Below are 24,496 nucleotides of genomic sequence, written 5' to 3'. Positions count from 1 at the left end.
ACCTTCAATATTGAGAGGGCTTTAACTATGATCGGGACCTCTCCACCCCGAGGTCCCCCATGAGCAAGGCCGATTCAGCGCAGACCCCCACCGCCCTCCCCCTGACCCGCGGCCACAAGAAACGCGAACGCACCCGCCAGGGCCTGCTCGATGCAGCCCTGCGCCTCTATGCCCGCAAGGAGATCGGCGAGGTGGCGCTGCTGGAGCTGGCGGAAGAGGCGGAAGTCTCCAGCGGCACCATCTACAACTACTTCCGCACGCGTGACGAGGTGGTCGAAGCGGTGGGCATGGAGCTGGCCGCGGAGTTCTCCGAGACCATCTCCGCCCGCAGCGCCGGTATCGCCAGCGGCGCCCAGCGCCTGGCCATCGGTGTGCGCATGTTCGTCCGGCGCGCCAGCGAGGAGCCGCAATGGGCCAGCGCAGTGATCCGCGTGGTGCATTTCGACCAGGCCATCCGCTCCAAGCTGGCCCTCTATGTGCTCGCCGACCTGCGCGGTGGCCTGGAGGAAGGTGCCCTGGCCTACGCGGAGGAATCCATCGCCCTGGACCTGGTGGTCTCCTGCACCCTGGGCGCCATGCGCGCGGCAGTGGAAGGTCGCGCCCTCGACGGCCAGGACCAGGTCGTCGCCGAGATGATTCTCAAGGCCCTCGGCGCCACGCCCGCTCGGGCCCGCAAGCTCGCGCAGAAGCCGCTGCCCGAGCCGGCCTGAACCCTCAGCCCCGCGCCACCCACTTGCGGTAGCGCCCCGTCTGCAGGTGCGTCTTCACCTGGTTGGCGATCAGTGCCAGCAGCGGCGACACGCCAGGCCGGGTCGCCCGTCCCTGGCTCAGCAGGCGCAACTGGCGCTTGACCACCGACATGCTCGCCACCGAGGCGAAGGCCTTGTTCTTCCAGGGCACCTGGATCGGCTCCACCGCCCGCTCGCCGCCACCGCGCCAGTGCCGGGGCAGCGCCGGGTCGATGGCCATCGCCGTGGCCATGCCCACCATCGCCACCTGCCCCTCCACCACCCGCTCCGCCACGGCCTTGCGACGCACGCCACCGGTGACCATCACCGGCATCGACGCGACCCGGCCGATGCGTTCGGCGAACTCGAGGAAGTAGGCCTCCCTCGCCAGGGTGCGACCGTCGCGCGTCTGCCCCTGCATCGCCGGGCTCTCGTAGCTGCCGCCCGAAAGCTCGATCAGGTCGACGCCACGGCCTCCGAGCATGGCCACCACCCGCATGGCGTCCTCGGCCTCGAAGCCGCCGCGCTGGAAGTCCGCCGAATTCAGCTTCACCGCCACGCAGAACTCGGGGGCTACCCGTGCCCGCACCGCATCCACGGTGCGCAGCAGGATGCGCGCGCGATTCTCCAGGCTGCCGCCCCACGCATCCTCGCGCCGGTTGCTCAGCGGCGAGAGGAACTGGCTGAACAGGTAGCCGTGGGCGGCATGCACCTGCACCCCGGTGAAGCCCGCGCGCTCGGCCAGCTCGGCGGTGCGCGCGTAGCGTGCGATCAGGCCTTCGATCTCCGGCTCGCTCAAGGCGCGTGGCTGGGCGAACACCTTGGCCAGCCCGGGGATGTCCACCGCGATGGCCGACGGCGCCAGGGCCTGCTGGCCCATGGCGGCCATCAACTGGCGGCCCGGGTGGTTGATCTGCATCCAGGCCTGGGCGCCGTTGCGCCGGCAGGCCTGGGCCCAGGCACGGAAGCGCGCCAGGTGGCGGTCGTCCTCCAGCACCACCCCGGCGGGGCCGGTCAGCGCATGGCGGTCGACCATCACGTTGCCGGTGATGATCAGACCCGCACCGCCATCGGCCCAGGCGCCGTACAGGCGCAGCAGCGCCTCGCCGGGCGCATGGTCGGCATCGGCCAGGTTCTCCTCCATCGCCGCCTTGGCGATGCGGTTGGGGATCACCGCGCCGTTGGGCAGGCGCAGGGGTTGGAACAGTCGCGAAGTGCTCATGGTCGGTCAGTCCTTGAGGTGCTGCGCCAGGGCGCCGATGGGTTTCTTCAGGTTCCGCCCCAGCCACTGCAGGGAGGATTCGGATTGGTTGACCGGCGCCGCGACCACGCCCTCGCCGGCTGCCGCGAAGCGTGGGAACAGGCTCAAGGCATGGCCTCGGCCGATACCGGATTTCAGTGTGGGGGACCAGAGTCCGGAGCCGGCCAGTAGCTGCACCTGGGTGGCCACCAGCTCGGCCGGCGCCTGCGGGTAATCGCTGCCGAAGAGGATGTGCGTAGGCTCCACCAGCTCGCGCAGCACCGCCATGGACGGGCTCGCGGCCGCCAGCGCGGTGTCGAAATAGAAGCGCCGCAGGTAGCTCAGCACGCCCTGGGGCGCGCTGTCGGCGAACTCCGGCAGGGCATTGGCCAGGGACACGCGCCAGGCGACATAGGGCAGGAAGCCGCCGCCATTGGCGAGAATCCAGTCGATGCGCGGGTAGCGCTCCAGGGTGCCGCCGAGAATCAGGTTCACCGCCGCCCGCGAGGTGTCGCAGGCGAACTCCAGCAGGTGGCCGGGTGTGCCGAGGCCCAGGGTGGTGCTGCTGATGTGCTGGTTGGGATGGACGAAGACCCGCGCGTGGCGCCGGTCCAGCTCCGCCATCAGCTCGTCGAAGCGCGGGTCGCCGAGGAACTGCCCGTCGACGCTGGCCAGCAGCATCACGCCATCGGCGGCCAGGGTGTCCAGGGCATGCACGGCCTCCTTGCAGGCGAGCTCGGTGGCCGGCAATGGCAGCACGGCGAAGCTGCCGAAACGCCCGGGATGGCGGACGGCCAGCTCGGCCGCCTGTTCGTTGCAGCGGCGCGCCAGGGTCGCGGCGGCCGTGTCATCACCGAAGTGCACGCCGGGGGCGCTCAGCGACAGGATCGCCGCCTGAATGCCCTGGGCGTCCATCAGCGCCAGGGCGCCCTCGGCCGTCCAGGGGGCGATGGCCTGCCCGGCGAAGCGCGCCAGGCCCCGGCGCTGCAACGCCTCGGCGTGAGCCGGTGGCAGGAAGTGATGGTGCACATCGATGCGCCCGGTCGCGGCCCGTGCGGGCAGCGGCGAGTCGACATCGACCCGGGCATCGGCGGCCAGGGCGGGCGGCGACAGGGGCGGCGCGCCCGTTGCGAGCAGCGAGGCGCCGGCCAGCATGCCGGCACCGGCGACGAAAGTTCGGCGGTTCATAGCGGTCTCTTGTCGTGATGGGCGGGCGGGGCTCAGCGGTTGCGGATGCGTTCGGCGAGCGCCCCCACCGGCCGGGTGAGGCTGCGCTTCATCCGGCTGGAGAAGGACTCGCCCTCGTAGATGGGCGCCGGCACCACCGCCTCGTCGCCCTGGCGGAACTGCGGGAACAGGCTCAGGGCATGGCCCCGGTTGATGCCGTAGAGCACCTCGTCCGGCCAGAAGGCGGATTCTTCCAGGGTCTGGCATTGCAGTGCGGTGGCCGGCGCCGGGGCGAAGGGGAAATCGCTGCCGAAGAGGATGTGCGAGGGCTCCACCAGCTCCTTCAGCGCCGCCATGCTGAAGCGCGAGGGCGACAGCGCGGTGTCGAAGTAGAAGCGGCGCACATAGGTGAGCACGCCCTGCGGCGCCTTCTCGCGGTACTCCGGCAGCGCGTTGGCCAGGGACACGCGCCAGGCGACATAGGGCAGGAAGCCGCCGGCGTGGGCCAGTATCCAGCGGATGTGCGGGTACTTCTCCAGGGTGCCGGTGAGGATCAGGTTCACCGCCGCGCGGGTGGTGTCGCAGAGGAATTCGATGAGGAACCCCGGCGCCTGAAAGCCGATCTGTTCGCTGGTGGCGTGCATGTTCGGGTGCACGAAGACCACCGCCTGGCGCCGGTCCAGCTCGGCCATCAGCTCGTCGAAGCGCGGGTCGCCGAGGAACACCCCATCGGTGCTGCCCAGCAGCACGATCCCTTCGGCGCCGAGTACATCGAGGGCATGGATCGCCTCGGCACACGCGGCCTCGGTGAAGGGCGTGGGCAGCACGGCGAAGTTGCCGAAGCGCCCGGGGAAGTCGTCACGCATGCGCGCGGCGAACTCGTTGCAGCGCCGCGCCAGGTCGCTGGCCTGGGCGACGCCGTCGCCGAAGTGCACGCCCGGCGCCGACAGCGAGGTGATCGCCCGCTGGATGCCGTTCATGTCCATCACCTCGATGGACTTCTCCGGGCTCCAGTGCGGCAGCGGCGCGCCGGCGACCTTGTCCAGGCCCTTGCGCTGCATGGTCTCGACGAACGCCGGCGGGATGATGTGGTGGTGCACGTCGAGGCGGCCTTGCTTGATGCTCATCGTTATTGTCCTTGTCGGTTGGCCGGTCAGTGCGGACGGGCGATCTTCATCGCCTCGTTGAACCACAGGGCTACGGCGAAGCGCCCCTGCATGCGGCACTGCCCCGCCTCGACGGCGCGCAGCATGTCGGTCTCGTCGCGGCTCAGCATCACCTTCACGGCGTCGCGGCTGCGCTCCCAGTGCTGGGTCAGGTCGGGGCGCGCGTGGATGCCGCCGCGCAGGCGCAGGGTGCCGTCGCGCAGCTCGTAGTAGCCACCGGCACCGTCGCGGGTGCGGATCTGCAGCACGAAGGACTCCTCGTGGAGCATCGCCCTGAAGCGTTCCGAGCGCGCCTCGGCACGGCGCATCAGGGGCATGGACGCCGCCAGCAGCAGGCGCAGCTTCAGCGTGTCGATAAAGGTCGGCATCTCAGCGCGCTCCACGGATCAGGTTGAACAGGCGGTGGCAATCGTCCGGCAGGCTGTCGCCGCGCCAGCACACATGCTGGTCCGGGCGCACCAGCAGCAGCCGACGCGGGTAGAGCCTGGCCAGGTGCGGCTCGTCGAGCCTCAGCACGGCCAGCGGCACGCGGCACTCGGCGGCGGCCTCGCACAGGGCGGCGATCTCGCCCTCATCGGCACCCAGCGCCAGCAGGGTGAAGCGGTCGTAGCCGAGCTGGTCGAACACCGCCGTGCCGTCGGCGCGGAAGGCACTGGGCAGGCGCGAGCCGGTCCAGGTGGTCGGCCGGTAGTGCAGCTCGTCGTACTCGGGCTCCGCCTCGGTATCGACGGCCATCACCGGCGAGCCGTGGTAGCGGTAGCCGATCTCCACGCCGAGGGATTCGTACATGCGCGACACCTTGGCTTCGAAGGCCCGGGCGATGGAGGCCCGCGCCTGCTCGCCCGCCGGGCCCTCATCGAGCAGCGCCTCGCTGACCTCGAACTGCGCCTCGAAGGCACCGGCCGCACACTTCTTCACGTGGTCGCGGTTGCGCCGGGCCACCGGCAGGCGCTCCGCCTCGTAGCTCTCCAGCAGCTTGGCGCCGCCCCAACCCTGCAGGCAGGCGGCGAGCTTCCAGGCCAGGTTGTGCGCCTCGGTCACCCCGGTGTTCATGCCCAGGCCGCCGGTGGGCATGAACTGGTGGGTGGCGTCGCCGGCGATGAACACCCGCTGCCGGCCGAAGGAACGGGCCACCAGAAACTGCGGGCGCCAGGGGCCGGACTGGACGATCTGGTACTTGAGCTTCTGCCCCAGCGCGGCGTCGATCACGCTCTCCAGCGTCTCCCCCGGCCTCGGCGCGAAGGGCCGGTGCAGCACGTAGTCGTTGCGCCCCGCATCCGGCGAGACCAGCAGGCCGCCATAGCCCGGGCGGGTCAGCCAGGTGTGCCAGTAAGGCTGGTTGTCGGGGTAGAGCGCGGCGATCTCGTCGGAACGCAGGTGGATGATGAACAGCTCGCCCACCAGGTCGCGCGTGCCGTCGTAGTCGATGTTGAGGAAGTTGCGCACGCGGCTGTTGGGCCCGTCGCAACCGATCAGGTACTGGGCGAACACCTGCAGCGTCTCGCCGCTGTCCACCTGCTGGGCCATGGCGATGACGCCGGTGCTGCCCTGCTCGAAGCCGTAGAGGCGCCAGCCGAAGCGCACCTCGATGTTCGGGTCGGCCTGGGCTTCGGCCAGCAGCACCGGCTCCAGGTTCATCTGCGCGATGCGCTGCATCGATTCCAGCGGCAGGCTGCCGTCGTCGCACGCGCGGATCACCGCCTCGGCGCGGTCCACCGGCTGGTAGATCAGGTGGCGGTCGCGCATCACCGTGTAGAAGGGCCCGCTGGCCGAGGCCGCCATGGCCGAGTACTGGTTGGCGTGGGTCGGGTTGCCGGCCGCGCGGATCTTCTGCGCCAGGCCGAGCTGGCGGAAGATCTCCATCGAGCGGCAGTTCACCACGTCGAGCTTGGGATGGCGGGTGGTTTCCTGGCGGTCGTTGATCAGCAGCGAGCGGATGCCCAGGCGGCTGAGGGCGAGGGCCAGGGTCAGGCCCACCGGGCCGCCGCCGGAAATCAGAACGGGTACGTCGATCATGCTGCGACTCCGAGGCGGGCCTGCTGGGGTTTGACGGTGGGGAACAGGGTGCCGAAGTGGCGAGCAACCCGGTCCAGGTCGCCGCTCCTGCCGCCGTCGAAGACGTAGCGGTCCGGGCGGATCAGCACGAAGTCCAGGCGCTGCTGGTCGAACCAGCGCTGCAAGGCACCGGTGTGGTCACCCAGGCCATCGCCGCCTTCTGCCGAAAACTCCAGGACGCGCAGCGGCACCAGGCCGGCCAGGTGCTGCAGGGCCTCGGAGCTGGCCGACAGCGCGCCCTGCCGGGCGAGCACCGCGAAGCCCAGGCCGAGGGCGTCGTCGAGCAGCGCCTCGCGGCCATTGGCGAGCGTGATCCGTGGCTGGATCGCCAGGTGCCCGGCCAGGCGGTGGTTGCAGCCGATGAAGCCACCCGCCAGCGGTTTCTTGCGGTTGGCCAACTCGTTCAGCGCGCGATTGGCCGCCGGGATGCGCCCCGCGAGGCGGAACAGCAGGTTGTCGCGCAGGAAGGCCACCAGGCGGCTGCGGGTCTGGATCACGTTGCCCAGGAGCATCGCGCCATTGATGATTTCCTGCACATGGGCGCTGCGCTCACTGACGTAGTCGTCGAACAGCCGCGCATCGGCCTTGCCGCCCAGCACCAGGTCCAGGCGCCAGCACAGGCTGTGGGCGTCGCGCACGCCGGAGCACATGCCCTGGCCGAGGAAGGGCGGCATCTGGTGGGCGGAGTCGCCGGCCAGGATGATCCGCCCGTTGCGCCACTGCTTCGCCCACAGGCCATGGAACTTGTAGTAGGCGATGCGGGTGATCTCGATGCGGTCGAGGTCGACGAAGTCGCGCAGCTGCTGGCGCACGTACATCGGGTCGGTGGCTTCGCGCTCGCTGCGCCCGCCCATCACCATGAACTGCCACTCGTAGTAGGGCCCGGCCATCGGCACGTAGGTCACCGGCTGGCGCGGGTTGCAGGTCTGCGAATGGTTGGCCGGCAGGCTGGCGTCCTTCTCCCCGGAGCGGGTCTTGGTATCCACCACCACCCAGGCCTCGTCGAAGTCGGCCGACTCCAGGGTGATCTTCGCCTCCTTGCGCACGAAGCTGCGGCCGCCATCGCAACCGATCAGGTAGCGGCCACGGATGCGCTCGGTGCGCCCATCGCGCCCCTGCGTCGTCGCCACCACCGAGTCGGCGTCCTGGCTGATGGCGGTGACGTTGTGGCCGTAGAGCGCGGTGACGCTGGCGTAGCGCTTGAGGCCGTCATGGAAATGCTTCTCCAGGGTCGGCTGGTGGAACCACCAGGCACCGGGGTGGCCGTAGCGGCGGTCCTGGGAGCCGATCTTCGAGCGGCTCACCGGCGTACCCCGGGGCTTGAGATGGATCTCCATGTCGGTGAAGGCCTCGCTGGTGCGACCGATATCGGTGGCCAGGCCGGCGTACTGGAAGACCCGCATGATCTCGTCGTCGAAGTGCACGGCGCGGGGCGCGTAGTACAGGTCCTCGTCCCGCTCGACGCCAACCACGGACCAGCCCTGCTGGCCCAGCAGATTGGCGAGAACGGCCCCGGTGGGGCCGAGGCCGACGATGATCACATCGCAGTTTCTTGTTGTAGGTAACGGCTCCATCACTCCCTCCGCAGGAGTAGACAATGACAATTCATATTGAACACTTGTGTTCAATTGCGTCAATAAAATATCTCTCCTGAACGCCGTGATTCAGCCTGAAGGCGCGGGCCAGAGCCTTCCAGCGGGCGCGGCTTCGCCTGTCGGACCCCGCGAATGGCGCGGGCTACGGCACGGAGGAGCGTGATCACGAGATGAATGCACCCTGTTGACTTAATTTGAACGCACGTGTTCAATCGCCCCAGATTCGATTGTCGGAGGTATTCGTGGAAGCTCTCAATCCGGTGCAACGCCGCATCCACCAGGCGGCCCTGCGCCTCTTCGCCGAGAAGGGCGTCAGCCAGGTGAACGTCAGCGACCTGGCCCAGGAGGCCGGCGTGGCGCGCGGCACCATCTACAACAACATGGAGTCGGTGGAGAGCCTGTTCGAGAAGGTTTCCAGCCACCTCAGCGGGGAAATGCACCAGCGCGTGACCCGCAGCTTCGGCGACATCACCGACCCGGCGCAGCGCCTGGCCCACGGCATCCGCTTCTTCATCCGCCGCACCCACGAGGAGCCGCACTGGGGCGCCTTCATCAACCGCTTCGCGCTGAACAATTCGTCGCTGCGCGAGATGTGGTACGGCCCGCCGACCATGGATGTGCTGAACGGCCTGTCCGTCGGCCGCTACAGCTTCCGCCAGGAGCAACTGGCTACCGTGATCTCGATGATCGCCGGCAGCGTGCTCGGCTCCATGTTCCTGGTGCTCGAAGGCCACAAGACCTGGCGCGACGCGGGCTCGGACACCGCCGAACTGGTGCTGCGCGCCCTGGGCATAGACGCGGAGGAGGCCCGCACCCTGGCCACCGCCGAGCTACCCGCCCTGGCGATACTGGACTGACCTAACGCGACCCCGTACAGCAACGACCCCGTGAACCGGGGTCGATGGGCAGGCTTTGCCCGCAGAAAGCCCCGGAGAACGACACGATGACCCGTCCGACCACCCTGCCCCTCCTCGCCACGCCTCAGCCGGCGCGGCATCCGGCGCCGACGGTGAAGGCGCGCAGCCTCGCCCACCTGATCTTCGAGCGCCCGGACCTGGAACAGGCCGAACGCTTCCTCACCGACTTCGGGCTGGTGGTGTGCCAGCGCGGCGAGGACGTCCTCTACCTGCGCGGCACCGGCCCGGCGCCCTACTGCTACCGCATCCACCGCGCCGAGCGCGCGCGCTTCGTCGGCTTCGGCCTGACCCTGGCCTCCCGCGCCGACCTGCAGAAGCTCGCCCGCCTGCCCGGTGCCTCCGCCATCGAGCCCACCGGCATGCCCGGCGGCGGCGAGCGGGTGCGCCTGAGCGACCCCTCCGGCTTCACCGTCGAGGCCGTGTTCGGCCAGGCCCCGAGCACACCCCTGCAGCACCGTGCGCCGTTGCCGCTCAACCTGGCCGACGACAGCCTGCGCATCAACGCCACCCAGCGCCCGCCGGCCGCGCCGCCGGAGGTTCTCAAGCTCGGCCACGTGGTGCTGGAGGTGGCCGACTACCAGGCCACCTGCGCCTGGTACACCCAGCACCTGGGGATGATCCCCAGCGACGTGCAGGTGCTCCCCGACGGCTCGCCCGCCGTGGCCTTCATGCGCCTGGACCTGGGCGACACCCCGGCCGACCACCACACCCTGGCGCTGGCCCAGGGGTTCATGCCCGCCTACAGCCACAGCGCCTATGAAGTGGTGGACGCCGACGCCGTCGGCATGGGCCAGCGGGTGCTGCGCGAACGCGGCTGGAAGCATGCCTGGGGCATCGGCCGGCACATCCTCGGCAGCCAGATCTTCGATTACTGGCAGGACCCCTGGGGCGACAAGCACGAGCACTACTGCGACGGCGACCTGTTCACCGCCGAGCACCCCACCGGGCTGCACGCGGTGAGCCCCGAAGCCATGGCGCAATGGGGCCAGCGCATGCCCAGGAGCTTCACCAAGCCGAAGATGAACCTGGCCGCCATCCGCGCCCTGCTGCACAACCTCAGGCACAGCCCGGACCTGACCTTGCGCAAGCTGATCACCCTGGCGCGCCTGTTCGCCTGAGCCATGGAACGCCAACCGGCGCGGCTCAGCCGCCGCACCCTGATCAAGGCCGGCGGCCTGGCCCTCTGCAGCCCCTGGCTGCAGGCCCAGGCCACGCCCACCACCAGACAACAACCACCTGATGCCCGCGAGCATCAGTCGATCCACGCCCCAGGAGCCCTTGCCATGGCCGTGCACGTAGTCCGCTTCGAACACCAGAACAGCATCCAGTGGGGTGTGATCCGCAAGGGCCGCATCTCCCTCATCCCGGGCCACTACGCCAGCACCGGCGAGCTGATCCGCCAAACCCGCCTCGACGAGCTCGCCCGCCTGCAGGACGGCGAGCTGCGCCTCGACGAGGTGAAGCTGCTCTCGCCGGTGACCCGCGACCAGCAGTTCGTCTGCCAGGGCGCCAACTACCGGCAGCACATGATCGAGTCGGGGATGGACCCGGACGCCAAGCACTACAACATGATCTTCACCAAGGCCACGAGCTGCATCGTCGCCGCCGACAGCGAGCTGATCAAACCGCGCAACGTGCGCTTCCTCGACTACGAGATCGAGCTGGGCCTGGTGCTGCGCCGCGACATCAGCGCGCGCACCCAGGTCACCGACGCCAACCTGCACGAGTTCGTCGCCGGGGTGGTCATCGTCAACGACTACTCGGCGCGGGACATCCAGATCCCGCAGATGCAGTTCTACAAGGGCAAGAGCTACCGCACCTTCGGCCCGGTCGGCCCCTACCTCTGCCTGCTGGAAGCGGCGGACATGAAGTACCTCAAGGACCTCAGGCTGCGCCTGACGGTGAACGGCCAGGTGCGCCAGGACGACAGCACCGCCAACCTGGTGTACGGCCCGGCCGAGACCCTCAGCGAGCTATCCGGCGTGCAGGACTTCGCCGCCGGCGACCTGATCGCCACCGGCACCCCGGCGGGCTGCGCCCTGTCCATCCCCTCGCCCGCCAAGCAGCGCATCGGCGCCCTGCTGCCCGAGGCGCTGAAGTGGAAGGCCTTCATGAAGGCCCAGGAAGGCCGCAGCCAGTACCTCAAGGCCGGTGACGTGGTGGAAGCCAGCATCCGCAGCAGCGACGGCATGATCGACCTCGGCACCCAGCGCAACCTCGTGGTGGAGCAAGCCTGATGGCCGTGAAGAACCTGGCCGACATCCAGGCCATCGAACGCACGCCGCTGGCCCAGCAGGGGCTGGCCGCCAGCACCTATGAAGCCCTGGGGCGCTGCTCGCGGGAGTTTCCCGACGACCCGGCGCTGAGCTTCTTCCTCGACGCCGCGGACTTCCGCCGCACCCACGACTGGAACTACGCCGAGCTGTTCGCCGACATCACCCGCGCGGCCAACGTCTTCCACGACCTGGGCATCGGCCCGGACGATGTGGTCGCCTTCATCCTGCCCAACCTGCCGGAAACCCACTTCACCATCTGGGGTGGCGAGGCGGCGGGCATCGTCATGGCCGTCAATCCCTTGCTGGAAGCGGCGCAGATGGGCGAGCTGCTGCGGGCGGCCAACGCCCGCCTGGTGGTGACCCTGGCGCCCACGCCCGGCACCGACCTGTGGCCCAAGCTGGCCAGCCAGCTGGATGCCCTGCCCGGCGTGCGCCAGGTGCTCTGGGTGAGCATGGCGCCCTACGTCGGCGGCCTGAAGGGCCTGGCCCTGCGCTGGATGGCACGGCGGGCGAAGTCCGCCCAGCGGCGCGTGCCCATCGCCGACCTGCGCGCCCTGATGCGCCGCCAGCCCCACACCCACCTCAAGAGCGGCCGGCAGATCCATGCCGAGCAGCGCTCCTCCTACTTCTGCACCGGCGGCACCACCGGCCTGCCGAAGATCGCCGCGCGCACCCACGGCTCCGAGGTGTTCAACGCCTGGGCCATGGCCAGCAACATGCAGCCCCGCCTGCGCGGCCAGGTGATCTTCTGCGGCCTGCCGCTGTTCCATGTGAACGGCCAGCTGGTGACCGGGCTGATGCCCTGGACCCACGGCGACCACGTGATCCTCGGCACGCCCCAGGGCTATCGCGGCAACGGCGTGATCGCCGGTTTCTGGGCGATGGTCGAGCACTTCGGCATCAACTTCTTCTCCGGCGTGCCCACGGTCTATTCCGCCCTGCTGCAGCAACCGGTGGACGGCCGCGACATCTCCAGCCTCGACTACGCCCTGTGCGGTGCGGCGCCCATGCCGGTGGAGCTGTTCCGCGACTTCGAACAACGCATCGGCGTGCGCATCCTCGAAGGCTACGGCCTCACCGAAGGCGCCTGCGTGTCCTCCTCCAACCCGCCCGAGGGCGAGCGCCGGGTCGGCTCCATCGGCCTGCGCCTGGCCTACCAGGACATGCGGGCGGTGATCCTCGACGAGGCCGGCCTCTACCAGCGCGACGCCGGCACGGACGAGGTGGGCGCCATCGCCATCCGAGGCCCCAACGTCTTCGCCGGCTACCTCGACGCCGCCCACGACAAGGGCCTGTGGATCGACATCGACGGCCAGCGCTGGCTCAACACCGGCGACCTCGGCCGGCAGGACGCCGAAGGCTACTTCTGGCTCACCGGGCGCAAGAAGGAACTGATCATCCGGGGCGGCCACAACATCGACCCGAAGCAGATCGAGGAAGCCCTGCAGGCGCACCCGGCCGTGGCCCTGGTGGCCGCCGTCGGCTGCCCCGACGCCCATGCCGGCGAGGTGCCGGTGGCCTACGTGCAGCTGCTGCCCGGCAGCCAGGCCGATGCCGCGCAGCTGCTGGCCTTCGCCGCAGACGCCATCGCCGAGCGCGCCGCCGTGCCCAAGCGCATCGAGGTGCTCGACGCCCTGCCGGTGACGCCCGTGGGCAAGATCTTCAAGCCCGCCCTGCAGCAACGCGAGATCGCCCGCGTGGTGCGCCAGGAGGCCAAGGGACTGGGGCTCGCCGAGCTCTCCGTCGAGGTGGTGCAGGACGCCCGCCGTGGGCTGGTGGCGCGCATCGCCGCCGGCCTGCAGCGTGAAACCCTGGCCCCGGTGCTCGGCCGCTACAGCTTCCAGGTCGACTGGCTGGACTGATCCACAGGCCCCACAACAACGACAGGGGACCAACCCACGCGCCACCCGTCCCACCTGGCCGCCGCCCCGGCGCCGGCCACGGGCCCGGTCGCGCCCGGAAAACCGCATTCGCGTAACGCACCACACCACAACAACAAGAGGTAGTAACGCAATGACCCGTAGACAACCCCCCTGGCGGCAGGCACGCCTTGCCCTCGCCGTCGGTCTCGCCACCCTCGCCAGCCAACCGGCCTCGGCCGTCACCTTCGCCCTCGGCGACATCGAGGGGCAGTTCGATTCCTCCCTCTCGGTGGGTGCCAGCTGGGCGCTGCGCAACCCCGACAACGAGCTGCTCGGCAGTCGCAGCGCAGACGACGGGCGCCGCAACTTCGAGAAGGGCAAGACCTTCTCCAAGGTGTTCAAAGGCATCCATGACCTCGAACTCAAGTACGGCGACAGCGGCCTCTTCGTGCGCGGCAAGTACTGGTACGACGTCGAGCTGAAGGACGAGGGCCGCCCGTTCAAGGCCATCGACGACCACAACCGCAAGGAGGGCGCGCAATCCTCCGGCGCCGAGCTGCTGGACGCCTTCCTCTACCACAACTACCTGATCGGCGACCTGCCCGGCACCGTGCGCCTCGGCAAGCAGGTGGTGAGCTGGGGCGAGAGCACCTTCATCGCCGGCGGCATCAACGCCATCAACCCCGTGGACGTCGCCGCCTTCCGCCGCCCGGGCTCGGAGATCAAGGAAGGCCTGATCCCGGTGAACATGTTCTTCCTGTCGCAGAACCTCACCGAGAACCTTTCCGCCGAGGGCTTCTACCAGCTGGAATGGGACCAGACCGTCATCGACAACTGCGGCACCTTCTTCTCCCAGACCGACGTCATCGCCGACGGCTGCAGCGGCCTGCCGGTGGGCCCGGTGCTCGACCAGAACGCCGCCGCCCAGGCGGCCCTGGCGCCCTTCGGCATCAACCTCACCAACGAAGGCATCGAGATCCCCCGCGCCGGCGACCGCGATGCCCGGGACAGCGGCCAGTTCGGCCTGGCACTGCGCTGGTTCGCACCGCAGCTGGACAGCGAATTCGCCGCCTACTTCATCAACTACCACAGCCGCCAGCCCTACATCGCCGCCACCGCCAGCCCCCACATCGCCGACTTCGGCTTCGCCCCGGCGCTGTGCGGCAACCTCGGCATCCCCCTGGTCGGCTGCAATGCCTTCCTCGGCAGCGCCACCGGCCAGACCCTGGTCCAGGGCTACCGCCTGGGCACCTCGCGCTACCACGTCGACTACCCGGAAGACATCCGCCTCTACGGCCTGAGCTTCAGCACCAGCCTGCCCACCGGCACCACCCTGGCGGGCGAGATCAGCTACCGGCCCAACCTGCCGGTGCAGATCAACCCCGTGGACCTGATCACCGCCGGCATCGGCGTGCCGGCCCTCACCCCGGTGCTCTCCTCCGGCGCCGAGACGCTGGCCAACGGCGTCGACGTCAGCGGCTACCGGCGCAAGGAAGTGACCCAGGCGCAGGTCACCGCCACGCACTTCTTCGACCAGGTGATGGGCGCCGAGCGCCTGACCCTGATCGGCGAGGTGGGCCTCACCCATATCGGCGCTCTCGAAGGCAAGGCCGGCCTGCGCTACGGCCGCAGCACCGCCTACGGCCAGGGCGCGCTGTACCCGGACAACGGCCTGTGCACGGCCGGCACCAACGCGCAGAGCCCGTCCAACTGCAACGACGACGGCTTCGCCACGAGCGACTCCTGGGGCTACCGCGTCAGGGCGATCTGGGAATACAGCGACCTGATCCCCGGCGTGCAGCTGCGGCCCAACCTGGCCTGGTCCCATGACGTCAGCGGCTACGGCCCGGAGCCCGGCTTCAACGAGGGCTCGAAGGCCATCAGCCTCGGCCTGGACGCCAGCTACCTCAACACCTACAGCGCCAGCCTGGCGTACACCGACTATTTCGGCGGCGATTACAACGTCAACGTCGACCGCGACTTCGTGGCCCTGAGCTTCGGCGTTGCGTTCTGAGTGGAGGCAAGACGATGAAAACGACAACACTGCTGCTCGCACCCCTCGCCCTGTGCATCACCCTGCAGGCCGCCCAGGCCGCCGTCACCCCCGAGCAGGCCGCGGAACTCGGCCAGCGCCTGACCCCGGTGGGCGCGGAGCGCGCCGGCAACGCCGACGGCAGCATACCGGCCTGGGACGGCGGCCTGCCCACCGACGCCGGCGCCACGCAGCCGGGCGGCTCGCTCAGCGACCCCTTCGCGGCAGAGAAGCCACTGTTCACCATCACCGCGCAGAACCTGGAGCAGTACCGCGAGCGCCTCAGCACCGGCCAGCAGGCGCTCTTCAAGCGCTACCCGGCCAGCTATCGCATGCCGGTCTACCCCAGCCACCGCAGCGCCAGCCTGCCGGAGCCGGTGTACCAGGCCATCGCCCGCAACGCGGTGAAGGCGCAGCTGGTGGCCGGCGGCAACGGCCTGCAGGACTTCGAGACCGCGACGCCCTTCCCCATCCCGCAGAACGGCCTGGAGGTGGTGTGGAACCACATCACCCGCTACCGCGGCGGCAGCGCCCGACGCACCCACGTGCAAGCCACGCCGCTGGCCAACGGCACCTTCTCGCCGGTGTACTTCAAGCAGCAGTTCACCTACCGCGACCAGCTCAAGGACTTCGACCCGCAGGACCCGGGCAACGTGCTCTTCTACTACAAGCAGCTGGTGACCGCCCCCGCGCGCCTGGCCGGTGACGTGGTGCTGGTCCACGAGACCCTGGACCAGGTGAAGGAGCCGCGCATGGCATGGATCTACAACGCCGGCCAGCGTCGCGTGCGTCGCGCCCCGCAGATCGCCTACGACGGCCCCTACCCGGCCTCCGAAGGCCAGCGCGTAGCGGACAACCTCGACATGTTCAACGGCGCGCCGGACCGCTACGACTGGAAGCTGGTGGGCAAGCGCGAGCTGTACATCCCCTACAACGCCTTCCGCCTGGAATCGCCGCAGCTGCAGTACGCCGATGTGGTCAAGCCGGGGCACATCAACGCCGACATCACCCGCTACGAACTGCACCGCGTCTGGGTGGTGGAGGCGACGCTCAAGCCCGGCGAGCGCCATGTCTACGCCAAGCGCGTGATGTACCTGGACGAGGACAGCTGGCAGATCGTCCTGGCCGACCACTTCGACGCGCGCAACACCCTGTGGCGCGTGGCCGAGGGTTTCATGACCCCGCTCTACGACAAGCGCATCCCCTGGCTCGGCGTGGAGACGCTGTACGACCTGATCAACGGCCGCTACATCGTCTCGGGCATGCGCAACCAGGAGAAGGACGCCCTGGAGATCGGCTTCAAGGCCCTGGCCGCCGAATACACCCCGACGGCCCTGCGCAACGCCGGCGTGCGCTGAAGGCGCGCCGTGCCGTCTCCGGCCCCGAGCCGGACACCCTCGCCGCCCTCAGGGGCGGCTTTTTTATGCACCGGTCACCCCGGGCTTCAGCCCGGGAAGGCGCCACCCCCTCGTTTGACAGCCTGCGGACGCTGGCTAACCTCATTTCCCTCAGCCATCGCCCCTTTCAGCCAGCGGGGCACCCGTCGCGTACTGCATGGGCGCAATGAAGCGCCGTCAACGTCCCCATGAACAAGGAAGTGTCATGAGCATCGCACGCCACAAGGTCAACCAGTCCAGCGCCCTCGCCTGCACCGGGAACAATGCCCGTGGCGTTTGCCTCGAAGCCTGCCGCCGCTGGGTCAGGGCCGTTCTGGCGGGTCATCTGACGCCCGGTGAAACCATCTACGACATCATCGGCCCGGAGACCATCCAGGAACTGCTGGAGAGCCACAGGCAACGCAACAAGAAAAGCGACAACAGCATGGAGGGGTTCGGCCTGACGGTGACCAGGCGGGAAGGCGGCGGCCCCTTCAAGAAATTCACCGGGCTGCGCACGCGCCAGGATGTGATCGACCATGTGCTGGCGGTCCCGGGCGCCTACATCTACGTGGTGGATGGCTCCGATGGCGGGCATGCCCTGGCATTCAGCAGCCTCGACAGGGGCCACGTGCTGTTCCTCGATCCCAATCTGGGCGAGTGGGAACTCATCAATGAAGACCAGGCGTCGATCCGCAGCTGGTGGAAGGACTTCTGGGCAGGCAAGGCGTCCGAATTCAAAGGCCTGGTCAGCTACAAGAAGGAGTACCACAAGGGCGGCCGCGAGCTCTGGCAGTACAAGGTCGTGACGCTTTGAACCGTTGAAGCCGCCGCACCACCGGCCGCCCTCCCCGTGCTAGATTTCGCGACCATTCCAGCGAGGCCCAGGGAGGCGGCGATGACCACGGATATCCATCAGGGCGGTTGCCTGTGCGGCGGGGTGCGCTTCGAGGTGCAGGGCCCACTGAAGAACCCCCACACCTGCTCGTGCGAGCTCTGCCAGCGGCACAGCGGCGCACTGACCCTCGCCTGGGTTGAGGTCCCGCGCGAACGCCTGAACTGGACCGGCCCCGCCGGCGCACCGGCGACCTACCGCTCCTCCGACTATTCCAGCCGGGCCTTCTGCCCCCAGTGCGGCAGCTCCATCGGCGCCATCGACGATGCGCCGACCATCGCCCTGCTGGTGGGCTGTTTCGACCACAAGGACTCCCCGGCGCTGATGCCGACCCATGACGCCTTCGAGGATGGGCGCCCCGCCTGGTGGCATGCCGGAGCAGCCCGTGACTGACAGCCATGACGCGCCCCCGGAAAGCCTCGCGCTACTGATCTGGCGCTGGTACGGCGAGGAGCAATACCGCCGGCTCATCCTGCTGGGCGAACTGGGCCCGGCGCTGCAGTTCCTCGCCCGGGACGCCGAATGGCAAGGGGCGAACATCGGCTGCTGCGCCGACTGCAACCTCTGGTCCGATCACCTCCGATACCTCCACGCCTTCGTCCACGGCTTCCCGCCGCGCCTTCTGCCCCGGGTGCATGCGCACCTGCAGGCGCTCCTGGGCGCCTGCGAGGCCCTGAGCCAGGACGCCTACGTCGACCTGGACGGCAACAACTTCGACCACCCGCAATGGGCGCCGCTGCGCACGGCGGCGCAGGAGGCCCTGGCACTGCTGCTCTGGCAGGAATTCGAGGCGCACATGCCGGCGCTGGTGGAGGATTGCCAGGCGGCCCTGGAGAAGTGGCAGCCCTAGCGTCTCTCAAACCTCCACGTTCGGCCCACGGGAAACCGAGCAGAGCCTGACCGAGTCGGCCAGCACGTCGATCGCGCGGGGACGCGGGAAGCTGGCGCGCCAGGCGATGGCCACCTGGCGGAACGGCACTGGCGCGCTGAAATGACGGATGGCCACGCTGCCCGGCGAATAGTGATGGCCGGAGACCGCCGAGTGCGGCAGCACGGAGACGCCGAGGCCGGAGGCGACCATGTGGCGGATGGTCTCCAGGGAGCTGGATTCCACGCTGGCGCGCTGGGTGGCCGGGCACACCTCCAGCACGCGCTCGCGGAAGCAGTGCCCCTCGCCGAGGATCAGCAGCCCGGCATCCTCCAGCGCATCCGCCGACAGACGCTGCTCCGCCGCCAGGGGGTGCTCGGCGGGCAACAGCACGCACAGGGCTTCGTCATAGAGCACCTTGGTCAGCACGTCGGGCTCGGTGAACGGCAAGGCGACGATGATGGCGTCCAGCTCGCCCTCCCGCAGCCGCTCGCGCAGCACGTGGGTGAAGTTCTCCTCGATGTACAGCGGCATCTGCGGCGCCACGGTGTGCAGTTGGGGGATCAGGTGCGGGAACAGGTACGGGCCGATGGTGTAGATGGCGCCGATGCGCAGCGACGAACCCAGCTGGTTGCGGCCGACGTGGGCCAGTTCCAGCACTCCGTTGGCTTCCACCAGCACGCGCTGGGCGCGCTCGACGACGCTGTGGCCGATGGGGGTGAGCTGCACCGCGCCCCGGGCGCGTTCGAACAGGGCGACCCCCAGGTCGTCCTCCAGCCGCTTGATGCCCACCGAGAGGGTGGACTGGCTGACGTGGCAGCGCTCGGCGGCGCGGCCGAAGTGTTGCGTATCGGCCAAGGCCACGGCGTAACGCAGTTCGGTCAAGGTCATAGGCTTCCCGGCTCGACGATGCCCCAGGGCATCGCGGTATGGCTCCAGTCAGTGAAGGCCGGGGTACTCTAGCGAGCGCGCGCGGGCTTCCCCGTTCATATTTCTTAATCGGGCGACTGCCCAAAATTCATTATTAACAGCGCCCTGATGTTCCTAAGGTCTGCCCCGCAGTACCCCGAACCAGAGACATCAGGAGACGAAAATGTCCATTCAAAGCCGCAACGGCCTGGCCCTCGGCCTGGCATCGGCCTTCATGCTCAACCTCTCGACCGCGATGGCCGCCCCGCTGACCCGCGACAACGGCGCCCCCGTGGGTGACAACCAGAACTCGCAGACGGCCGGCCCCAACGGCTCCGTCCTGCTGCAGGACGTGCAACTGATCCAGAAGCTGCAGCGCTTCGACCGCGAGCGCATCCCCGAGCGCGTGGTGCACGCCCGTGGCACCGGGGCCCACGGCGAGTTCACCGCCTCGGCGGACATCGCCGACCTGACCATCGCCAAGGTGTTCCGCAACGGCGAACGCACGCCGGTCTTCGTGCGCTTCTCCTCGGTGGTCCACGGCAACCACTCGCCGGAAACCCTGCGTGACCCGCGCGGCTTCGCCACCAAGTTCTACACCGCCGACGGCAACTGGGACCTGGTGGGCAACAACTTCCCCACCTTCTTCATCCGTGACGCCATCAAGTTCCCGGACATGGTCCACGCCTTCAAGCCGGACCCGCGCACCAACCTGGACGATGACTCGCGCCGCTTCGACTTCTTCTCCCACCACCCCGAGGCCATCCGCACCCTGACCCTGCTCTACTCCAACGAGGGCACCCCGGCCGGCTACCGCTTCATGGACGGCAACGGCGTGCACGCCTACAAGCTGGTCAACGCCAAGGGCGAGACGCACTACGTGAAGTTCCACTGGAAGAGCCTGCAGGGCATCCGCAACCTCGACCCGAAGCAGGTGGAAGCGGTCCAGGGCAAGGACTACAGCCACATGACCCATGACCTGGTGAACGCCATCGCCAAGGGCGACTTCCCGAAATGGGACCTGTACATCCAGGTGCTCAAGCCCGAGGACCTGGCGCGCTTCGAGTTCGACCCGCTGGACGCCACCAAGGTCTGGCCTGACGTGCCCGAGCGCAAGATCGGCCAGATGGTGCTGAACCGTAACGTCGACAACTTCTTCCAGGAGACCGAGCAGGTGGCCATGGCGCCGTCCAACCTGGTGCCCGGCATCGAGCCCTCCGAAGACCGCCTGCTGCAGGGCCGCGTGTTCGCCTACGCCGACACCCAGCTCTACCGCGTCGGCACCAACGGCCTGTCGCTGCCGGTCAACCGCCCGAAGGTCCCGGTCAACAACGGCAACCAGGACGGCGCGATGAACGCCGGCCACAGCCTGAGCGGCGTGAACTACCAGCCGAGCCGCCTGGAGCCGCGTGAAGAGACGACCGCCGCCCGCTACGTGGAAACCCCACTGCAAGGCACCACCCAGCAGCGCCGCATCCAGCGCGAGCAGAACTTCAAGCAGGCCGGTGACCTGTACCGCTCCTACGGCAAGAAGGACCAGCAGGACCTGGTCGACAGCTTCGGCCAATCCCTCGCCGGCACCGACAGCGAGAGCAAGCACCTGATGCTCGCCTACCTGTACAAGGCCGACAGCGACTACGGCACCCGCGTCGCCAAGATGGCCGGGGGCGACCTGGCCCGGGTGAAGGCCCTGGCCGCCACGCTCGCCGACTGACCCGCCAAGCGCCGGCCCGCACGCGCGGGCCGGCCCCAGGAGCCCGAGATGAAACATGCACTCCTCGCCCTGCTGCTCTGCGCCGGCCTGGCCCAGGCCGAACCGGCGCCCGACCCGGCCGCCATCAGGGCCGAGCTGGCCCAGCGCTATCTCGACGCCGCCCGCGAAGGCCGGCTGGAGGTGCTCCAGGCCTTCATCGAGGCCGGCTACGACCTCGACACCCAGGATGCCAGGGGCTACAGCGCGCTGATCCTCGCCGCCTACCACGGCCACGCCGAAGCGGTCGACGCACTGCTCGCCGCCGGCGCCGATCCCTGCCTGCAGGACGGCCGCGGCAACACCGCCCTGATGGGGGCCATCTTCAAGGCGGAGCTGGGCATCGCCCACCGCCTGATGAACACCCCCTGCCCCACCGACCAGCGCAACGCCGCCGGGCAGACCGCCGCCATGTACGCCGCGCTGTTCCAGCGCACCCGGTTGCTGGACCAGCTGCGCGAAAAAGGCGCCGACATGGCGTTGAAGGACGCGCTGGGCAACGATGCCGAAAGCCTGGCGCGGGGGGAGATCCGTACCCGTTGACAGCGGTCCGGAGCGCGCGCCGTTAAGCGGGTAAACATCCACGCCCTGGTGCAACCAGACCTCGAGACATGCAGCAACCGCTCACTCAAGACGTAGGTGTGCTGCGCGCACCTGGAGCTCGCCGGCAGCACCGAGCGGCGGTGCGCACGGCACACCCTACGGCACGCGTTCATCCTGCAGGGCTCTCCATTCAAATCGTCACAGGCAGAGCCGATGACTCATGACCACGCTCCAATGAATTCGCCTGCAAAGGTGGGCTCGGCGCGGGCGGGTGGGCTTGGGTGGGCGTAGGGTGGGCTTCAGCCCACCGATTCCCACGGCCGCCCCCCTCGCCCCCTCCCCACGCAAACGCCTTTACGGCATATCGACAAGCACGAAAAGTTCGGTTGCACGGGGCTGTGTAGCGGCGCCCTTACAGGGCTTGCGGGCGCTCCGACAATCGGTCACGCCGCCCGTCCTGCGGGCGATGGGCGGCGCTATGCAGGGCCCCGGGCAGTCGCATACTCACTGGGCCATGCGCACGCGGTACGCATGACACGACCCTAAAAAAGGAACCTTCCAGGGGTGTCGTACCGGCGTCATGCAATGGCTCGCGTGGTTGGGAGTACGGGCAGGGTGCGCCCCTTGTTGAATAGGAGTGTTCAACGATGTCCAGCCTCGACAGAATCCCCCCCATGCCCGATGTACTGCCGCCCGAGCAGGAAGACGCCCAAGCGGCCGCCGCCCTTCCCATAACCGAACTGCCCAAGCCCATCCCCGGCCCGATCATCGTGCCGCCACTGCGCAGCATCCGCCCCGGTTGCTGGCTGCTCAACTACAAGCCCACCGGGGCGCCGCTGGTGTCCTACGACGGCACCCTGCGCGTGGAATCCCACGCTGCCGGGCGAACCGCCAGCGGCGACCTCTACCAGCGCCCGACCATTTTCCTGCCGCTGCCCATCGCCTCGCCGATCCCCCTGCTGGGCGGGCGCCCGGAAACCAGCCTGAAGCCGATCCTCCTGGCCGGGCCCAACCCGGCGTCGGGCATCCCGATCCTCTCGCGCTCACGCTATCGCTACTACATCCGCGTCACCGCGCTGCCGGAGCACTTCTACCTGGGCAACAGCTTCAACCTCGGCTTCGAGCTGTGGCGCTTCACCGCGCCCAACAGCTGGGCGCTGGACTCCACCCTCACCACCCAGATGGTGCGCATGGCCGCGCCGGCGGGCTATCCCTCCTCCGGCGACTATGCCGAGGGCGATGTGAAGAACGCGGCCAACGCCGTGATCGGGCGCCTGACCATGGGCTGGCTGTCGAGCTACTACCGCCGCTGCACCGTGGAGATCGACACCGTCTCCGGCTCGGAGCAACCGACCAACAGCGGCCTCGGCCATACCTGGCAGACGGTGATGGATGCGGTGGGCTGGCAGGTCGCCGTGCACCTCAGCGACACCAATGTCGCCGAGGCCAGCGGCGCGTCCTGGTCCGATGCCGAGATGCACGCGGCGATGCTGGCCCGGCGCGCGGTGGTCAACCTGGATACCGAGTGGCGCTACCACGTGCTGGCGGTGAAGAACATCGACTCCACACCGCGCGGGATCATGTACGACAACGGCGGTACCGACTCCAACAACGTGCCCCGCGAGGGCATCGGCATCGCCTCGCACTGGACCATCGCGGCCGGCTGGGGGACGGTCAGCGGCCAGCGCTTCGGCACCGCGGCGGCGCCCTACTTCCGCACCGCCGTGCACGAGATCGGCCACGCCATGGGGCTCTATCACAACTCGGCGGACTTCGGCTTCATGTGCACCAGCGACGTGATCGCCGCCGCCGGCACCCCGGCCACGCCCTTCCCCAGCAACATCCAGTGGTCCTTCCACCCGGACAACCTCAAGCAGCTTCGCCACTACCCCGACCCCTTCGTAAGGCCCGGCTCGGTGGCATTCGGCGGTGCCTCAACGGCTGCCCCGAACATCACCCCGACGGACCTGGAGGCCGAAGTCCTGGGGCTCGACGTGGACGTCACCCCGCTGCTCGGCGAGGTGCCCCTGGGCGCACCGGTGCGGGTCGATATCGCCCTGGTCAACCGTGGCGACCAGCCGGTGCAGGTGCCGGCCAACCTCAGCCTGAAGAGCGACTTCGTCAGCGGCAGCGTCGGTGATCCATCCGGCACGGTGCGCAGCTTCCGCACCCTGGTGCATTGCGTCGAGGACCAGCCCTTCAAGCTGCTGCAACCGGGCGAGCGGATCAGCGAATCCATGACCCTGATGCGCGGTGCCGAAGGGGCGCTGTTCGGCGTACCCGGCGTGCACGAGGTGAAGGTGGAGGTGCACTGGGAAATCGATGGCCTGCTCGCCCATGCAGCCGGCAGTGCCACGGTGATGGTCACCGCAGCGGTCGAGGCGCGGCATGCCGAGGCCGCGCACCGCGTGCTCTCCACCCCCGACGCGCACCTGGTGCTGGCCATCGGCGGCGACCACCTCACCGAGGGCCTGGACGCTATCCAGGCGGCGTTGGACTCGGCGGTGCTCAAACCGCACTTCGCCGCCATCGCAGCCAAGCGGCTGGCCAAGCGCTTCCATAAACGCAAGGCCGATCCGAAGGGCGCGAGCGCGCTGCTCGACTACGATACGGTGATGAGCAACACCGAGCGCAGCAAGCTGGCGACGCTGCTCGGCGATGCCGGTGGCGTGCTCAAGGAGCTTGGCAAGGCGCCGAAGACACGGGCCAGGACCACGGGACTGGCGGCCGGTGCCAAGTAGGACGGAAACGGCTGGCACGGGGCGCCGTCATGCGGCGCCCCGCTGCTGGTGATGACCGGAGCCCGAGATGACCGACCTGGCGAACCAACTGCTGGGACAGTGGCACAAGAGCTCGTCCCCGGCCTGCGCGGCGAAGTACGCCAGCAGCCTGCGCTTCGACGCCAACGGCCTGTACAGCGGCACCCCCGAGGTGCCCGGCGGCTTCACCTGGTGGGACAGCGGCACCTGGCACATCGAAGGGCCGGGCCGCGTCACCCTCTCCACCGCCAACGACGCACTGGTGAGCTATGGCTACAGCCTGGACGCCGACGGTCTCACCTTCACCGACCCCAGCGGGTGCCGCTTCAGCTACCGACGCGAGCACTGACCGCGTGCG

Annotated in this window: 21 protein-coding genes; 14 read left to right on the top strand and 7 right to left on the bottom strand. The window is 69.0% G+C overall.

From position 1 onward, the window contains the following. The first annotated feature begins 59 nt into the window (after nucleotides 1–59). Nucleotides 60–710 carry a TetR/AcrR family transcriptional regulator gene (locus tag HSX14_RS14335; RefSeq protein ID WP_173175769.1) on the top strand — a complete coding sequence of 217 codons (651 nt, stop codon included), beginning with the start codon at nucleotides 60–62 and terminating at the stop codon, nucleotides 708–710. 4 nt (nucleotides 711–714) lie between these two features. Here the strand turns inward: HSX14_RS14335 and HSX14_RS14330 are convergent, their stop codons facing one another. Genes HSX14_RS14330 through HSX14_RS14305 form a run of 6 tightly spaced genes read right to left on the bottom strand, consistent with a single transcriptional unit; the run spans nucleotide 715 to nucleotide 7,897 of the window. Continuing rightward, entirely contained in the window at nucleotides 715–1,950 is a 1,236-nt protein-coding gene (locus HSX14_RS14330) for an NADH:flavin oxidoreductase/NADH oxidase family protein (protein WP_173175767.1), read from the bottom strand. Between the two features lie 6 nt (nucleotides 1,951–1,956). Beyond that, nucleotides 1,957–3,156, bottom strand: coding sequence for an amidohydrolase family protein (locus HSX14_RS14325; protein ID WP_228723595.1), 1,200 nt, complete (start codon nucleotides 3,154–3,156; stop codon nucleotides 1,957–1,959). 32 nt (nucleotides 3,157–3,188) lie between these two features. Continuing rightward, the gene (locus tag HSX14_RS14320) at nucleotides 3,189–4,262 is read right to left on the bottom strand and encodes an amidohydrolase family protein (RefSeq protein WP_173175765.1); all 1,074 of its coding nucleotides are present in this window, start codon (nucleotides 4,260–4,262) and stop codon (nucleotides 3,189–3,191) included. A 26-nt stretch (nucleotides 4,263–4,288) separates the two neighbouring features. Beyond that, a complete protein-coding gene (locus tag HSX14_RS14315) occupies nucleotides 4,289–4,669 on the bottom strand; it encodes a hypothetical protein (RefSeq protein WP_173175763.1) in 381 nt (126 codons plus the stop codon). Between the two features lies 1 nt (nucleotide 4,670). Continuing rightward, nucleotides 4,671–6,317: an FAD-dependent monooxygenase gene (locus HSX14_RS14310; RefSeq protein ID WP_173175761.1), complete on the bottom strand. Its 1,647-nt coding sequence runs from the start codon at nucleotides 6,315–6,317 to the stop codon at nucleotides 4,671–4,673. After that, entirely contained in the window at nucleotides 6,314–7,897 is a 1,584-nt protein-coding gene (locus HSX14_RS14305) for a bifunctional 3-(3-hydroxy-phenyl)propionate/3-hydroxycinnamic acid hydroxylase (protein WP_173175759.1), read from the bottom strand. The genes HSX14_RS14310 and HSX14_RS14305 overlap by 4 nt, the downstream gene beginning before the upstream one ends. A gap of 296 nt (nucleotides 7,898–8,193) precedes the next feature. Between HSX14_RS14305 and HSX14_RS14300 the strand changes: the two genes are divergently transcribed. From HSX14_RS14300 to HSX14_RS14260, 9 genes are all read left to right on the top strand, one after another. Further along, entirely contained in the window at nucleotides 8,194–8,808 is a 615-nt protein-coding gene (locus tag HSX14_RS14300) for a TetR/AcrR family transcriptional regulator (RefSeq protein ID WP_173175757.1), read from the top strand. An 86-nt stretch (nucleotides 8,809–8,894) separates the two neighbouring features. After that, nucleotides 8,895–9,986, top strand: coding sequence for a VOC family protein (locus HSX14_RS14295; RefSeq protein ID WP_173175755.1), 1,092 nt, complete (start codon nucleotides 8,895–8,897; stop codon nucleotides 9,984–9,986). 165 nt (nucleotides 9,987–10,151) lie between these two features. Beyond that, entirely contained in the window at nucleotides 10,152–11,105 is a 954-nt protein-coding gene (locus HSX14_RS14290; RefSeq protein ID WP_173175923.1) for a fumarylacetoacetate hydrolase family protein, read from the top strand. Continuing rightward, nucleotides 11,105–13,006, top strand: coding sequence for an acyl-CoA synthetase (locus HSX14_RS14285; RefSeq protein WP_173175753.1), 1,902 nt, complete (start codon nucleotides 11,105–11,107; stop codon nucleotides 13,004–13,006). Before HSX14_RS14290 ends, HSX14_RS14285 begins: the two co-directional genes overlap by 1 nt. A gap of 151 nt (nucleotides 13,007–13,157) precedes the next feature. Beyond that, the gene (locus HSX14_RS14280) at nucleotides 13,158–15,020 is read left to right on the top strand and encodes a DUF1302 domain-containing protein (protein WP_173175751.1); all 1,863 of its coding nucleotides are present in this window, start codon (nucleotides 13,158–13,160) and stop codon (nucleotides 15,018–15,020) included. A 14-nt stretch (nucleotides 15,021–15,034) separates the two neighbouring features. Next, nucleotides 15,035–16,396: a DUF1329 domain-containing protein gene (locus tag HSX14_RS14275; RefSeq protein WP_173175749.1), complete on the top strand. Its 1,362-nt coding sequence runs from the start codon at nucleotides 15,035–15,037 to the stop codon at nucleotides 16,394–16,396. Nucleotides 16,397–16,640: 244 nt separating this feature from the next. Beyond that, nucleotides 16,641–17,231: a YopT-type cysteine protease domain-containing protein gene (locus HSX14_RS14270; RefSeq protein ID WP_173175747.1), complete on the top strand. Its 591-nt coding sequence runs from the start codon at nucleotides 16,641–16,643 to the stop codon at nucleotides 17,229–17,231. 81 nt (nucleotides 17,232–17,312) lie between these two features. Then, nucleotides 17,313–17,702: a GFA family protein gene (locus HSX14_RS14265; RefSeq protein WP_173175745.1), complete on the top strand. Its 390-nt coding sequence runs from the start codon at nucleotides 17,313–17,315 to the stop codon at nucleotides 17,700–17,702. Further along, a complete protein-coding gene (locus HSX14_RS14260; RefSeq protein WP_228723593.1) occupies nucleotides 17,695–18,159 on the top strand; it encodes a hypothetical protein in 465 nt (154 codons plus the stop codon). The genes HSX14_RS14265 and HSX14_RS14260 overlap by 8 nt, the downstream gene beginning before the upstream one ends. Before the next feature lie 6 nt (nucleotides 18,160–18,165). Here HSX14_RS14260 and HSX14_RS14255 read toward each other — a convergent pair whose 3' ends face one another. After that, entirely contained in the window at nucleotides 18,166–19,068 is a 903-nt protein-coding gene (locus tag HSX14_RS14255) for a hydrogen peroxide-inducible genes activator (RefSeq protein WP_173175741.1), read from the bottom strand. A gap of 253 nt (nucleotides 19,069–19,321) precedes the next feature. On the opposite strand from HSX14_RS14255, the gene katB reads away from it, so the two are divergent. The 4 genes from katB to HSX14_RS14235 all read left to right on the top strand — a co-directional run bounded on the left by katB (nucleotide 19,322) and on the right by HSX14_RS14235 (nucleotide 24,487). Beyond that, the gene (gene katB / locus HSX14_RS14250; RefSeq protein WP_373874662.1) at nucleotides 19,322–20,800 is read left to right on the top strand and encodes a catalase KatB; all 1,479 of its coding nucleotides are present in this window, start codon (nucleotides 19,322–19,324) and stop codon (nucleotides 20,798–20,800) included. Between the two features lie 48 nt (nucleotides 20,801–20,848). After that, on the top strand, nucleotides 20,849–21,379 hold the full coding sequence (locus HSX14_RS14245; RefSeq protein WP_173175737.1) for an ankyrin repeat domain-containing protein: 531 nt from the start codon (nucleotides 20,849–20,851) through the stop codon (nucleotides 21,377–21,379). Nucleotides 21,380–22,053: 674 nt separating this feature from the next. Further along, the gene (locus HSX14_RS14240) at nucleotides 22,054–24,120 is read left to right on the top strand and encodes a zinc metalloprotease (RefSeq protein WP_175384256.1); all 2,067 of its coding nucleotides are present in this window, start codon (nucleotides 22,054–22,056) and stop codon (nucleotides 24,118–24,120) included. 67 nt (nucleotides 24,121–24,187) lie between these two features. Continuing rightward, nucleotides 24,188–24,487 carry a hypothetical protein gene (locus HSX14_RS14235; protein ID WP_173175735.1) on the top strand — a complete coding sequence of 100 codons (300 nt, stop codon included), beginning with the start codon at nucleotides 24,188–24,190 and terminating at the stop codon, nucleotides 24,485–24,487. Nucleotides 24,488–24,496 lie beyond the last annotated feature (9 nt).

This window comes from Pseudomonas tohonis, assembly GCF_012767755.2.
GTDB lineage: Bacteria > Pseudomonadota > Gammaproteobacteria > Pseudomonadales > Pseudomonadaceae > Metapseudomonas > Metapseudomonas tohonis.
This window is presented reverse-complemented; position numbering and strand designations above follow the sequence as displayed.